General features: G+C 66.9%; 15 protein-coding genes. 1 reads left to right on the top strand and 14 read right to left on the bottom strand.

Annotated features, from left to right (window positions below):
• The 9 genes from HUW46_RS10665 to HUW46_RS10705 form a co-directional block, all read right to left on the bottom strand.
• Positions 1 to 4,794: a phage tail tape measure protein gene (locus HUW46_RS10665; RefSeq protein ID WP_215547109.1), complete on the bottom strand. Its 4,794-nt coding sequence runs from the start codon at positions 4,792 to 4,794 to the stop codon at positions 1 to 3.
• A 41-nt stretch (positions 4,795 to 4,835) separates the two neighbouring features.
• Positions 4,836 to 5,045 carry a hypothetical protein gene (locus HUW46_RS10670; protein ID WP_215547110.1) on the bottom strand — a complete coding sequence of 70 codons (210 nt, stop codon included), beginning with the start codon at positions 5,043 to 5,045 and terminating at the stop codon, positions 4,836 to 4,838.
• Between the two features lie 152 nt (positions 5,046 to 5,197).
• Positions 5,198 to 5,539, bottom strand: coding sequence for a hypothetical protein (locus HUW46_RS10675; RefSeq protein ID WP_215547111.1), 342 nt, complete (start codon positions 5,537 to 5,539; stop codon positions 5,198 to 5,200).
• 103 nt (positions 5,540 to 5,642) lie between these two features.
• Entirely contained in the window at positions 5,643 to 6,236 is a 594-nt protein-coding gene (locus HUW46_RS10680) for a phage tail tube protein (protein ID WP_215547112.1), read from the bottom strand.
• Between the two features lie 62 nt (positions 6,237 to 6,298).
• The gene (locus HUW46_RS10685) at positions 6,299 to 6,694 is read right to left on the bottom strand and encodes a hypothetical protein (RefSeq protein ID WP_215547113.1); all 396 of its coding nucleotides are present in this window, start codon (positions 6,692 to 6,694) and stop codon (positions 6,299 to 6,301) included.
• Positions 6,691 to 6,852 carry a hypothetical protein gene (locus HUW46_RS10690; protein WP_215547114.1) on the bottom strand — a complete coding sequence of 54 codons (162 nt, stop codon included), beginning with the start codon at positions 6,850 to 6,852 and terminating at the stop codon, positions 6,691 to 6,693. The genes HUW46_RS10685 and HUW46_RS10690 overlap by 4 nt, the downstream gene beginning before the upstream one ends.
• A gap of 12 nt (positions 6,853 to 6,864) precedes the next feature.
• Entirely contained in the window at positions 6,865 to 7,140 is a 276-nt protein-coding gene (locus tag HUW46_RS10695; protein ID WP_215547115.1) for a hypothetical protein, read from the bottom strand.
• Entirely contained in the window at positions 7,137 to 7,481 is a 345-nt protein-coding gene (locus HUW46_RS10700; protein WP_215547116.1) for a hypothetical protein, read from the bottom strand. The genes HUW46_RS10695 and HUW46_RS10700 overlap by 4 nt, the downstream gene beginning before the upstream one ends.
• Entirely contained in the window at positions 7,478 to 7,690 is a 213-nt protein-coding gene (locus HUW46_RS10705) for a hypothetical protein (protein ID WP_215547117.1), read from the bottom strand. Before HUW46_RS10705 ends, HUW46_RS10700 begins: the two co-directional genes overlap by 4 nt.
• A 1,146-nt stretch (positions 7,691 to 8,836) precedes the next feature.
• Here HUW46_RS10705 and HUW46_RS10710 point away from each other — a divergent pair.
• On the top strand, positions 8,837 to 9,457 hold the full coding sequence (locus HUW46_RS10710) for a hypothetical protein (protein WP_215547118.1): 621 nt from the start codon (positions 8,837 to 8,839) through the stop codon (positions 9,455 to 9,457).
• Here HUW46_RS10710 and HUW46_RS10715 read toward each other — a convergent pair.
• The 5 genes from HUW46_RS10715 to HUW46_RS10735 form a co-directional block, all read right to left on the bottom strand.
• Positions 9,454 to 9,741 carry a hypothetical protein gene (locus HUW46_RS10715; protein ID WP_215547119.1) on the bottom strand — a complete coding sequence of 96 codons (288 nt, stop codon included), beginning with the start codon at positions 9,739 to 9,741 and terminating at the stop codon, positions 9,454 to 9,456. The genes HUW46_RS10710 and HUW46_RS10715 overlap by 4 nt on opposite strands.
• Positions 9,741 to 11,087, bottom strand: a complete 1,347-nt coding sequence (locus tag HUW46_RS10720; protein ID WP_215547120.1) for a phage major capsid protein — start codon at positions 11,085 to 11,087, stop codon at positions 9,741 to 9,743. Before HUW46_RS10720 ends, HUW46_RS10715 begins: the two co-directional genes overlap by 1 nt.
• 148 nt (positions 11,088 to 11,235) lie before the next feature.
• Entirely contained in the window at positions 11,236 to 12,036 is an 801-nt protein-coding gene (locus HUW46_RS10725) for an HK97 family phage prohead protease (protein WP_215547121.1), read from the bottom strand.
• A complete protein-coding gene (locus tag HUW46_RS10730; RefSeq protein ID WP_215547122.1) occupies positions 12,033 to 13,289 on the bottom strand; it encodes a phage portal protein in 1,257 nt (418 codons plus the stop codon). Before HUW46_RS10730 ends, HUW46_RS10725 begins: the two co-directional genes overlap by 4 nt.
• Positions 13,290 to 13,297: 8 nt before the next feature.
• Positions 13,298 to 13,585: a hypothetical protein gene (locus HUW46_RS10735; RefSeq protein WP_215547123.1), complete on the bottom strand. Its 288-nt coding sequence runs from the start codon at positions 13,583 to 13,585 to the stop codon at positions 13,298 to 13,300.
• Positions 13,586 to 13,590 lie beyond the last annotated feature (5 nt).

Consider the following 13,590-nt stretch of genomic DNA (forward strand, 5'->3'; position numbering starts at 1 on the left):
CTACGCCCGGACCCCGCGAGCGATCGCGGTGCCGGTGGCGTGGTCGCTTCGGTCGATCCGGCCGTCCACGAACGCGGTCAGGCCGTCGTCGGCAATGGACAGCTCCCCCACGAGCCGCACAGGGCCGGAATCCCCATGCAGGGCACCGATCACCGACTGCGCCGTGTCATGGGGCAACACCAACTCGGGTTTCCCGGTGCCGTTGTAGACCGGGGTGAACCCGGGCTGGAGCCAGCCGCCCTGGTCGTACCAGTGGTGGCCCTCCCAGAACGCCTTAGCTCCCAACGGGTCCCGGTAGCGGCTGGCGATGTACCCGAGTCCCCATTCCGCCTGCGCGGCAGCGCTCGGCGGGACCGGGCCGTGCACGGACTCCATCTGCTGGAACAACCCGCGGGCGCTGGAGTGCGGGTTCTTCGCGCCCGGGTTCCATCCGGACTCGTGCGAGATCAGCCACGACAACGCATCCCACTGCGGACCCGAGCCCCACCCGTAGCGGGTCGCGACCGCCCGCACGGCCGCCACGACCTCCGGTGACCCGGCCGCCCCGGCGGTACTGGCGTACAGCTCGGACAACTTGCCGATGGCGTACCGCTTCGCCCCGTCGGCGGCCTGGCGGGCGATGCCCTGCCCGTGCAGGGCGGCGATGTTGCCGGGGAAGAACCGGGTCGCGTCCTCAACCATGCGGTAGGTGTCGGCGAACGCGCCGTCCACAAGGGCCGCCGGATCGAAGCCGCCACCGCCGGCGGAAACGAACCGGCCGCCAAGTTCGCCGATGTGGAACTTCATCGGGAACTGCGAGTCGTCCGCGCCCGTGGACGGCGGTCCGAAAGCGACGTAGCCGTGAGCGCCGCCAGCCTCGGCGGCGATCCCGGCGACCGTCCCGGCGGTGTGCCCGTGGGACACGCCGATCGCGAACGTCCCATCGATCCCGTCGACGAACCCGGGCGGCGGACTGCCCGGATTCACACTCGCCGTCGCCCATTCCCGCCGGGCGTAGGGCTGCTGGTCCAACGCGGCGCGCTTGAGCATGGCTTGCCAGCCCGAACAGTCCGTCCCGGCCGTCGACGACCCGCCCCAGACGTACGGGCGCCCCTGCATCGACCGGCCAAACGCGACAACCCGGCCGATCGCAGCGTCCATCGCCGAGCCCGTGTCCACGACCAGCCCGCCGGACTGGTACCCGGGTACGACCTGCGCCCGCCCGATGTCGGCGCCGAGCAGACCTTCCAGCCCGGGGAAGGAACCGCGCAGCGCCGCGAGATGCGCGGCGCGGATGTTACCCACTCCCCAGGTCTGCACGACCCGCTTGGGAAGTACGTACTCCCCCGGGGTCAGCAGCGCGGGAACCTTGTCGGTATTGCCCGCGCCCGGCACCGCACCGCCGGAGGCGAACGGGATCACCACGGGCGCGATCGCGTGGTTGAGGGAGAAGTCGCCGTTCAGCTTGTTCCACGCGGCCACCAGACCCGCGTTCACCGGCCATTGCAGAATCCACCGCACAGGGTTCCCGGCGTAGCCCTGCATCTCCAGGAAGCGGTCCCGCACCCACCCGGCGGTGAACGCGACAGCGGCACGCAGCACGGCGAGCCCGTTGCCCAGCGCCCCGAGGGCGCCGTTCTGCGAGTTCACCGACGCCCACACCGAGCCCGCGACGAACGACCAGGACGCGGCGAGGTCGGTTTGGAGCTGCCACTGCCGCGCGGTGATCGTGTTGCCGCTCAGGACAATGTGGCCGGTGATCGCCGTCCACACAGTCATCGCGTTCAGTTGCAACGTCGCCAGGCTCACGCCGAGCTGCGTGTGCGCCGCAGGCAGCAGAACGCCGGTGTGCTGTTCCAGGAGCAGCAGCGCGGGCACCAGGACGGAGGTCACGGTCTCGGCGAGCGCGGCCGAGGCGACGGTCAACGCCTCGGTGGCGGCGGTGGACGCGGCCGGGTCCGGTGCGGTCACCGGGGTTACCGCGCCCGTGCCCGGACCCGCTGGGGCGCCGACGATCCCGCCCTCGGCGAACCGGCCCACCAGCCCGCCCCGCGAGTAGCCACGGCCGCTCATCGCGGCGGCGTTGGCGGCGAGGATCGTGCTCGGGCCGATCGCGCGCACCAGCTCCGGCACGAGCACCGCTTCCCCCGGCGAGAGCAGCGCGGGCACGGTGTCCCGTCCTGGCGCGTAGCCGGGGATCACGCCGCCTCGGGCGAGCTTGAGTTCGTCGAGCGGGTCCATTCCCGGAATGAGGTCCGCGGCGGCGTTGTATACTTTCCGCAGGCCATTGTTCCAAATAATGTCGATCACCAATTGGATCGGCCGCTTAAGCGTATCGACAATAGTGTCGAAAACTTGCTTGGTGATTTCCCCCATGTGCTCGAATCCGAATTTTACGTCGTCGATTCGGTCACTGAACCAGCCGAGCACCGGCTTGATGATTTTCTCCCAGGCAAAGGAGATCGCGTCTGTGACGGTGTGCCAGGCACCGATCCAGAAATCGCGGAAACCGGCGCTGGAATTCCACAGCCACACGAACGCGGCGACCAGGGCACCGATCGCGGTGATGACCAGTGTGATCGGGTTGGCGTTCATGGCGGCGTTGAGCGCCCACTGCACACCGGTCCACGCGATGACCGCGCCACGCACGACCGCCATCAGTCCGTTGTAGACACCCATCGCGGCGATCACGGCCCAGTGCGCGGCGTTGCTGGCCCACTGCGCGGCGGTCTGCCCGGCTTGGGCAAGGGTCGCGAGAATCATGCCGCTGCGCGCGAACGCGATCGCCGAGTTGAACACGCCGATCACCGCGACCGCTGCCCATTTCGCGGCGTTGTACGCCCCCACGGCGGCGGTGCCGAGCCACACCACGCCGTTCCACGCGGCCATCGCGATCCGGGCGGCGACACTTCCGGACTGCCACAGCGATTGCACCAGCAGCATTCCGCGTGCGGCCAGCGAGTAGCCGTTGATTGCCAGCACCCCGGCGCCCAGCGCAGCCGCGACCAGCCCGAGTTCGGGCACGATCGGCTCGATGGCGTGCCACAGTCCGATCCAGAAATCGCGGAACGGCGCCGAGGTCTGCCAGAAATACGTGAAGGCGGCGACCACACCGGAAATCGCGCCGACGAGCAGGCCGAGCGGGTTGGCGCGCATCGCGGCGTTGAGCAGCCATTGTGCGGCGGCCGCGCCCTTGGTCGCCAGCTCGTAGAGCTTGATGGCCCCGCTGATGGTGCCGTACCCGGCCGCGAACCCACCGAGCGCGATAGCCAGCGGCGTGAGCCAGTCAGCGTTGTCGCGCACCCACTGAACCGCGGATTGCAGCGCGGGAAGTACGACCCCGCCGAAGAAGTCGACCAGTCCTGTTTGGATAGACCGCTGGAACGCCACCAGGCGAGCGCCCGCGTTGTCGTTGAGCGTGGCGCCCATCCGGTCGGCGGCGCCCGCGACGCTGCCGAGCGCCTGCACGGCCTTGCTGGGGTCGAGGGCGTACAGCGACCGGCCGAGGTCTTCGGCCTGCGTGCCGAACAAGGCGACAGCGGCTTGGCTCTGCGCCACGGGGTCGGGCATCGCGCGCAGCCGGTCGAGCACCAAGTCCAACGCACCCGTCGCTTCTGGACCACCGCGGGCGATCTTCGCCGCCATCTCCCCCGCGTTCAACCCGATGGCCTGGAACCCCGCAGCGGTGAGCTTCGTCCCGTCCACGGCGCGGATGCTGAACTCCTTGATGGCGTCCGCCACCAAGTCCGAATTCCGCGCACCCGCGCGCATTCCCTGCACCAGCAAGCCCGTCGCCGTCGACGCGTCGAGCCCGAACTTCTGGAACTGGACCGAGTATTCGGTCATCGTGTCGAGCAGATCTTGCGACCGGTCGGCCCCTTGCTGGAACCCGCGCGTCAGCACGTCGAGGGCTTCGCTGGCGTCCTTGGCCAGCCCGGTCTTCATCAGCTGGCCCACGGCCTGCGTGGTGCCGCCCAAGTCCTGGTCGAACACCGTCGCCAGGTTCAGGACTTTCCCCGCGATGGCCTGGATCTGGTCGCTGCTCGCGTCCTCCATGACCAACCCGGACTGCATGACACCCCGGATCGCGTCGTTGACCTGGCCCAGGGACTCGCCGTACGCCTGCGCGTACAAGTTGCCGGCAACTCGGCCGAGATCGGCCGCCATGTCCGCCGGGGCGCCGAGCTGCGCCGCCAGCTTGTCGCCCAGGCGCGCGTTCTCCAGCGTGTCCATCGCGACCGACGCGGCGTTGCCGATCGCGGTCAGCCCGAACGCGAAGGTGCCCGCCTTGCGGGTGGTGTCCACCAGCGACGACCCGAACCCGGACGAGCGGCGGTCCGCTTTGTCCAGTGAGACCGTGACTTCGTCGGTGGCCTCAGCGGCGTTGCGCTGCGCCTGCTCGTACCGGGCCGACGTGGATGCCGTGCGCTCGTGCGCCGTGGACAGGCCGCGTTGCGCGGTGGCGAGGCGTTCTTCGGCGGCGGCGAGCTGGCTGGCCTTCGCGTTGCCCGAGGCGCGCACCTCGTCGAGGCGGGCTTCAGCGACCCGGACCTTCCCGGCCGCGTCCGCCTCCCGGCGACGGGCGGATTCCAGCTCGCCCGCGACCTTCTGGACGTTCGCCTTGGCGGCCTCGATCCCCGAGCCCAGCGACGCCCCGGCACGGCGGCCCGCGTCTCCCGCCGCGCGGTCCAGTTCTCGCCCGATCTGCTGCCCCGCGCGGGTTCCCGCCCCGGCGGCCTGTTTGGCCAGTTCCGCGCCCCACCCGCGCGCAGAGGGCAGGGTGTCGATCCACACGACCTCGCCGGAGTTGACCACTCGTCACCACCCCCAGCTCCAGGACGGCGACGAGCAGGCGGTTATGCGGCGGGGCGTGGCTTGTACTGGTCGAGGTAGGCGATCACGTCCTCGGCGGGGACGTCCCCGCGGTCACCGATACGGCCCTCGTCCTCCTCGCCGGGCCGGGAGACCGGGCGAGGACGGTGCAGTCCTTTCAGGCCGGACCCGCGTCCGGTGACGAACGTGTTCTCCCCCAACCTGTCGGCCACCATGGCGAGCAGGTATTCCACATCGGTCCACGCGTGCCCGTTGACCGTGCGGTGAAACGCCGAGTCCGGCGGCAGGTGCTCGATGAGGACCCGCAGGTGCCGCAGGCTGATCTTCCCGCGCCAGAACTCGGAGACCGGGTTACGGGGCGCGTAGGTCGCGCAGAGCGCGGCCTCTATCGCTTCCGGCGCTTGCCCGAGGAGGTCGAGCGCCGTGTAGGGCGCCCGTCTTCGGTCTCCTGCCGCATCTTCTGCATGTGCTGGTTGATCGCCAGAATGACGTACCCGGCGCGGCCCCCGGCGTCGACGAACAACGAGTACTGGTCCTCGCCAAGGTAGTGCTCGGCCACCTCGACATCGGTCTCCAAATCGAGAAGGCCGTCCTTCCAGTCGTCCTCGGCCGTGATCGGGTCCTTACAGGTCCAGTGCTTGGCCTTGAACGTGAAGCTGAACGTGTCGGCCGAGCCGGTGGCTTCCTCGCGCTGCGCGAGGATCGCATCAATGTCGATTGTGGACACGAGGTGATGTTCTCCATTCGGTGAACGTCGGTGAGCGGAAGAGAAGGGAGCCGATGTGGACCGCTCACCACACGTCCACATCGGCCCCCGCTTCAGGGGCGGGTTACGGGGTCGGGGGCACCGTCGGCAGCTCCCAGCCTTCCTTGTAAACCCGCAGCGCCGAGAAGCCATCGCTTCCCGGGTAGGCGGTGATCGTGACTTCGTACCCGATCAGCGTGTCCGACTTGTACGTGACCTCGCCGCGCTCGGACACCTCGGCCATCGGCAAGAAGATCCGGCGATGATAGGTGCCGTCGATGACGTCGATGCCGAACGCGCGAAGATCCCGTGCGGGCTTGCCTTCCTCCACAAAGGACACCACGGCGTCCTTCCCGGTACCGGTCTGCTTCATGTCGTCCAGGCCGACCCGGTAGTACAGGCTGATGGTGTCGAACTTGGACTCCCAGAGCGTCGCCTGATACGTCTGCGTGGACTTGGTGATCTCCGATCGGATCGGGGTCGCGGACTGCCAGGGCGTGAATTCCTCTTTGTCCTCATCGCGGCCCTCGACCACTCCGTCATCGGAGATGTAGCCCAGGTCTTTCATGGCCGCGTTCCAGGCGTCCATTGCGGTCGCGCTCGGCGCGGTCGTGCCCAGCGGGCCGACGTAGAGCGCCCCGGTCACGCCCAGGCGCGCCAGGGCAGAGTTCAGTGCCACGGGGATATCTCCCTTGAACGTGCGGAGCCCCGGGTGAGCGAGCGGGGTACGGAAACGGCGGCCTATTCGGCCCTGATGGTGAGTTCGACGGTCAGCCCGCTACGGCGGACTGAGGGGTTGTAATCGGGTCGCCAGGACGGACCGGCGGGCTCGTCGACGTCGACGACGAAACCCCACTCGTTGCCCTGCCCGATCAGCTCGTGCAGGTGTCCGGACACAGTGGACGCCAGGTCCCCCGCGGTCGCGCGGGTGGTGGCGTAGGCGTCGATATCGATACGCGGGTGCCACAGCAGCGGCCGGTGCGCGTTCCACGGCCTATCGGTCTTCGGGCCGGGCAGGCCGGTCACCTGCACGACCGGAAGCGACTGCTCGAAGCGCGCGGGCAGCTCGGCCACCACGCGGATTCCGCCGAGGCGCGCGGCAAGCCAGGTGATGACCAGCGCCTCGGCGTCGGTCACTTCTCGGCGACCTTGCCCTTGCGGGGCTCGGGCTTCGGGTCCTCGGCGTAGCGGGCGCGTCCTTCCTGGACCCGCACGGCCGCCTCGTCATCGTCGATCTCGACGGTCTTGCCCACCTGGTTGTGGTCGCGGCTGAACGCGACGATCACCTTGGCCACGGGTGCCTCCTTCTACTTGCTGCCGACCGCGCGGCCGAGCGCGCGGTGCCGGGGTACATCTTCGGTTCCGTACTCGCCGAACGGGTCGTCGTGCACGACCCGGGCGTAGGCACGACCTTTCGGGCGGATTCCCTCTTCAACCGTGACCGTGGCGGCCGACCCGGCCGAGGACAGGTTCGCGCGAGTGCGGGTCGCGATCTGGTTCGCGACGAACCGCAGTCGCTTCCGGACAGAGGGAAGTGCCACGATGCGCCGCCATTCCCGGTCCGATAGCTGGACAGGCTTCATCCGGTCACCTTCTGAATGTCGACTTCGCAATGGTGGACCGCACCGGGCCGCATCGGGTGCGGCCAGCGGGCGATTTCGCCGATGACCTCGCAGGTCCGGCCCGCCCACTCGATCCGGTCGACGGGCTCGATATCGAGGTCCATTCCGGCCGGTGAGTAGATCCGCCACCCGGTGGTCACCATGTCCCGCGCGTCGCCGGTGGCCTCGGTGGACGAGCGCGGCTGGACGCACACCCCGGCGAACACCGTGCGGCTTCCGGCCGCGTAGTCCAGCACGTCCGACCCGTACCGGTCCTGGGTGACCAGCGGCCGAACCCGGGTGATCGTGTCGCCGAAGATCACGGCAGGTCCCCGCGGTTGAGCCGGTACCGATCGACCGCCCGCGTCCAGACCAGGGGCATCCCGGCGGCGGGAGCCGAAAAGGACAAAGACTCCCCGCCCACCGTCATCGACGCGATTCCGGGCTGCACGGTCAGCAGGTACTGGGCCTCGGTCAGCACCGCCTCGGCCACGTCCTCGGGCACGGGGTCGTACCCGTGGCTGTAGACCACCCGAATGCAGCCCAGCCGGTCTGGCCAGTGTGCGAGTCGGTGCAGGACACCGGTCCGCGACCAGGCGAAGTCCGCAACGATTTGACCATCAACCTCGACGACCGGCACAGCGGTAATCGGCGCTGCTGGTAGCAGGAGCAACCTCGTGCCGGTCCCATCGAGCCACACCGCATCGTCAGTAACATGCGTGACCGGGTGTCTTACCGCAGCACGAAATCGAGCAGATGCGCTGGCCAGGGCATCGAGCAGCTGAGGATCGCTAGCCGACCGGCCGGTCCAGCGAGCCGCAACCTCAGGATCAACCAAGAGTGGGTTATTCACAATCAACCCCACATCTCGAAAATACATACTTCTGCTTCGATTTCACCTAGGGCAACTTCGTGTTACGTTTACCGCATGTCCGATTCTCCGGTTGCATGGCTGGCACTGTTTCTTTCGGCAATCTCATTGTTATGGCAGATCATCTCTTGGCGCCATTCTGGACCACGAATCCAAGTGCAACTCGAAAAAGTGCGGCCTCGAAACACGTTCGAAGGGGCTTACGCAATTATCGTTTCTAACAACGGACGCCAAGCGGCAACGATCCCCGAAGTGAGACTACGATGGCAAAAGAAGACGCGAGACTACTCTTACAACTACTTCAATCATGTAACTTGGGGAGTTGACATTGACGATGCACGGTCCGATTCACTGCCCGCAACCTTAAGTCCAGGCGGATCGATTATCGTCTACGCCAGCCATGACGAAATAGCAGCAGAAATGAGCACTCATAAGGTGGAGTTTAGGCATCTAATTCCCCTCGCACGAGTAGGTACACGCTGGATCGAAGGCGAGCTAAACGGAATTCGCGACCCAAACCGTAGCGAATTGCCACCACTCTAAACTTACTTCGGCAGGATGCCGAACCTCACCCCAGAACCGAGCAGACACCGGGGTCGACGCATCCAGCACGGACGGGTCGCCAGGGGCGCGGCCCGCCCAGCGGGCCAGGGTCTGCGACGTGGCCAGCGGCGGCAACTCGAACCATGCCCCCAACCAATCGACGATCACCCGTATGCAGTAGTGGTGGGCCACGAAAACATCACGTTTACGCGATAATCAGAACAGTGAACATCCTGCACGCCCCGCGAATCGTAGGATCTCCACATGGGCTGGCTTGACTTCATTAGCGCAATACTGGGCCACATCGCATGGCCAGCGCTGCTCCTGTTCTTGATCCTTTACTTCAGAAAGCCACTACTCGGAATATCGACGTCTCTACTTGAAACATTGACATCGCGAGAGATTTCCAAGTTTGAACTTGGCGCCGGTGGCGTAAAGTTCGAATTCGGCGAAACCCTGCGCGATACAGAGAAGAAAATTGAAGACATCAAGAAGGAAACCCACGCAGAGGTTGAAGAACTCGACGAAAAAAATAGATTCATCGACGAGATGAAGAGGTTGGCCGTAATATCTCCCGAGGCCGCCATTCTCGATGCATGGTCGCGACTCGAAGCAAAGCTGAACGAATCCTACCGTTTACGAACAAGAGGAGCCGAACCCCCGCCCGGAAATTACCCATTCATTGCCGCTCGCACACTACTTCCCTCCAGCGAATTCGCCGTATTAAAAAACCTAAACGACATGAGAGGATCGATAGCCCACAGGCGAGACGATCAGACCGTAAGCGAAAGTGAAGCGGTTCGATACGCCGAAATGGTCTTCCAGGTAGCAGTATCAATTACGTTAGCGCACGGGAAAACCACTTTGGACGGCCCAGTGATTTAGCCGACCGAAGAGACGTCCGACTTGTTACGAGGCGTGCGCACCTTAGTCTGGGCATCCGCCCGCTTCTGGTTGGGCTCGTGCTCGACCAGTGTGCCGCCGAGCCGGGCGGCGTCGTCTTCGGACAGGTTCATGATGGTGTTGTGGCCGTTCACGGTCACGTGGTACTCGCGCAGGTCCGCCATCGCGGAAACCTCCTCGGTTCGTTCGTCGACGCCGACCGTGGAGGTGGCTATCCCGCAGGAGAAGTCGGTGCTTCCGCAGACGGGGCAGCCACCAGTCCACATCAGACGAGGGTGACCTTGCAGAACGCGGACGGCTGGATCACGCCGAACGCGGCGCGCAGCTCGGCGAGGATCGCGACCAGGTTTCGGATGAAGAAGTCCGCGTGGCTGTCGGTCACCGTCAACGAAGCCTGCTGGCGATCCCACAGGATCGCCTTGCGGAAATCGCCCACCCACGCGGTTCCCGGGGTGGCGGCTTCGGACTCGATGACCGGCAGGCCCCACAGCGGTTGCGTGCCGTTCGCCCCGGCCGGGCCGCCGAAATAGAACCGGCCCTGCATGTCGGAGATCTCGTCCAGGGTCTCCAGGTCGTTCGGGTGGATCACGACCCCGTTGGCGACCGAACGCCCGACCGTGCGCACCTTGGTCTTGGCGCGGCGCACCGCCAGGAGCTTCCCGAAACCTGCGGGCTTTCCGGCGGGGTCGGGGACGGCGGCCTGGGTCTGGGTTCCGGACACAGTGGCCAGACCTTCGAAGTTCTCGCCGGTGCCATCGCCCGCGATCATCTGGTCTTCGAGTTCTTCCTCAAGACCGACCTCGAGGAAGTTATCGATGAGGGTACGCACCTGCGCGGCGTCCGACAGCGCCCGCTTCGTCACGGGCATCCAATGCGCGATGGTGCGCACGGGCGTGGACACCCGCACCGTAGAGAACCCGGACTCCGGCTTCACACCAGCCTGCACGGGAGTGACCTCGGGGTCGCCCGAGCCCACAGCCGCCGCCGTGGTGGCCTCGGGAACGGGAGCGGCTGCGTTGTGCCACCCGGTAATGCGGGCGTACTCGATCTGGTCCGAGGTCGTGGTGCCGCCGGTGACGAGCTGGCGCAGGGTCAGCGGCCGGAAGAACCGGTCGGGTCCGACCAAGACACCCCGGTAGTCCTCCGTGCGGAACGCCCCGCCCGAGGTCGGCGAGAGACCGGTGACCAAGTCCTTGTACCCGACCGGGCGGGACTGGACCCGCATGTCCTTGGCGAACTGTCCATTCGGGGCGGACAGCAGCAGGTCCTTGTACTGCTCGGAGGTGATGAACGTTTCGCCGACGCTGGCGCGGGTGCTGGCCTTGTAACCCTCGCGGTCGGCTTGCTCCCGCCGGCCTTTCGCCTCGGCCTCGGCGTCAACCAGGCCCACGGCGTCGCCGAGGTCCTGAATGGCCGCTCGCACCGAGCTGTCCGCTTTGGCCGCGTCCAGGGCCTTCTTCGTTTCCTGGGCCTTGGCCATGGCTTCGGTGACCGCGGACCGCTCGTCGTCGGTGAAGTCGCGGCCCTCGTCGTCGGCCTTGGCGGCGATGGTCTTGGCGTCGTTCAGGTGCTTCTTCAGCTCATCGGCGAGCTGGGTGATCTTGTCGCTCAAGGGGATTCCTCAGTTCGTGCGCACGCGCAGACGAAGTGAGGCGGTTCCCTCGCCGGGCGAGCTGGCCACCGCCGAAGGCGGGGTGCGCGCGGGGCCGGGCTTGGCCTTGGTACGTCGGGCTGTTCGGATGGATTGACGTGGTGAGCGGCTACGACTCGGCGTCCAGCAGGGCCAGCGTCGCCCGCAGCAGAGCGGAGCTGGCGGCTTTGGACGGTGCGTCGACCGGCGGCGCGGGCAGGTCGCCCGCGGGACCGGTGGACTTGTCCTCGTCTCCGCTGTCCAGGCTGGACAGCACGGTCTCGATGGCTTCGGCGCCCTCGGCGATCTTGCCCAGGGCATCGCGCAGCGAGGTCTCGTTCTTCGCCGACAGCGTCCGCCCCGCCTTCGCGGACGGCGCGGCAGGCTCGGCTTCGGCGCGGTGGGCCGGAGTGTCCGTCGTGGCCGGAGCCTTCACGGTCAGCAGCTCCGTGTCCTGGTTCGCGCCGATCAGTGTGGGGCCGACCTCGTACAGCTTGAGCTTGCGCAGCTCGTAGTAGCCCTCATCGCCGTCCTCGCCGTCCTTCTCCTCGATCCAGCCGCCTTCTTGCACGTCGTAGGCGAAGCTGAATTGCCGGACGCGACGCCCTTTGAGCAGGCGGTAGACCTTGCTCGCTTTGGGCTCGTCGAGGTCGATGCGAGCGCGGACCCACAACCCGTCCTCGCGTTCCTCGGCGTCCTCGACGTAGCCGATGTGGTACTCGGGGTCGTGGGACATGTGCGACCACAGCACGGGAATCGGGTCACCGGAGGACTTCCACTCGTCCAGGGTGTCGGCGAACGCGCCGGGCAGGATCTTGTCCCCGACGGAGTCCACGTTGTAGGCGGCCACAATGGCCTCGAACACCCCGTCCTCGGTGCCGTCCTGTTCCCCGGCCGCCTTGATCCGGACCGGGCACGTCTTCCTCTTCATTCCGCGACGCCCTCCAGGAGTCTCATGGCGGTGGCCAGCACGGTCTTCGGTTCCGGGGCGCTGTCGGTCGGCGAGGCTTGCCCGCCGGTCAGGACGTTGAGCGGGGTGACCAGCTCGTCGCCGCCGTCGAGCTGCGGCAGATTCACCCGGGCTCGGGCTTCGTTGCGGGTCATCCACGGGGCGCCGGTCGCTGTCTGGAGCTGCGCGGCCTGTTCCTCGAAGGACCCGCGCAGCTTCTCGGCCAGGTTGAATTCGAGGTAGATGTCCTGGGAGTCCTCGAAGTCACCGAGCAACTGGAGGTGCAGTTCCTCGGTCATCATGGTCAGCCACGGCCCGAGCGTGTCCTGATACAGGTTCTTGTGCTGCTCTTGGATGTTGGAAAACGTCGCGTGGTCCAGGATTCCGACCATCGGCAGCGGAATGTGGTAGGCGGCGGCGACTTCTTCCCGGGTGAGCTTGCGCGCTTCGATGTACTGGGCGGCTTCGGGCGTCACGGACGCGGGCACGAAGTCCATTCCGTCTTCCAGGATCGGGGTTCCGCCGGCCTTCGCCCCGGTGCCCGTGTATTGGGCCTGCCACGAGCGGCGAAACCGGTCCCGCGCGGCCTCGCCCCACTCCGGCGCTTCCAGCGGGCGTTTGAGGTAGCCCATGAGCCGGGCGCCGTTGCGCCACAACTGCTCGCGGTACTGCCCGGCCTGGTATTCCTCTGACAGGGTGCGGCGCAGCGTCTCCATCGGCGAGCAGCCCCACCGCCCGTCTTCCGGGTTGTATCCCCGGAAGTGGATCACTTGTTCGGCGGGGAGGTCGCGGTAGCCGGTGGTGCCCCGGTATCGGTAGGTCTCCACGGTGAACTGGTTCGCCGAGATCGGGGTGACATAGCGCGGGTCGAGCCGCACGAGGCCGAGCGTGTCCACTTTGGCCAGGACCGCGTTGTCGTAGATCGCCAGGTCCGACACGAGGGCTTCGATAAGCCGGTACCGGGTGGTAAACCCGTTCGGTTTGGACAGCAGCTCCCCGACCGGATGGTCAGTGATCCGCACTCGGTCCACATCGGACATACGCCGGTACACGTGGATGCCGAGCTGCGCGATATTGCGCGCTAGGAACGAGACCACCGTGCGCACCTGCGGCTGCGTACGCCAGATCGTGGCGTAGTCCTGCGCGAGTCCGTCGGCGAGCATGATGGACCCGCCCACGGGAATGGTCGCGGTCTGGTACTGGTGCACCGATTCCAGGACCCCTTGCGAGACCACGAAAGGCACTAGCCCGCCCCCACGATCTGGACCCAGTTGATCCGGTCGCGCTCGATCACCACGTCACCGTCCATGCCCACGGCCTCGCGGCCGGGCTGGACCAGCTCGGCCGAACGCACCACCAGCAGGCGGCGATGTCGGCGCCACAGAATGCCGGTGATGGCCTGGTCATCGACCAGGCACACCACGACCCGGCGGCGCGCGGCGATCGTGCGGCCCCGGTACTCCTCGACCACATGCCACACCACGGAGACGACGAGCAGGACCACGGCCACGGTCAGGATGGCGACGTTCAACGGCC

The organism is Amycolatopsis sp. CA-230715 (genome assembly GCF_018736145.1).
GTDB lineage: Bacteria > Actinomycetota > Actinomycetes > Mycobacteriales > Pseudonocardiaceae > Amycolatopsis.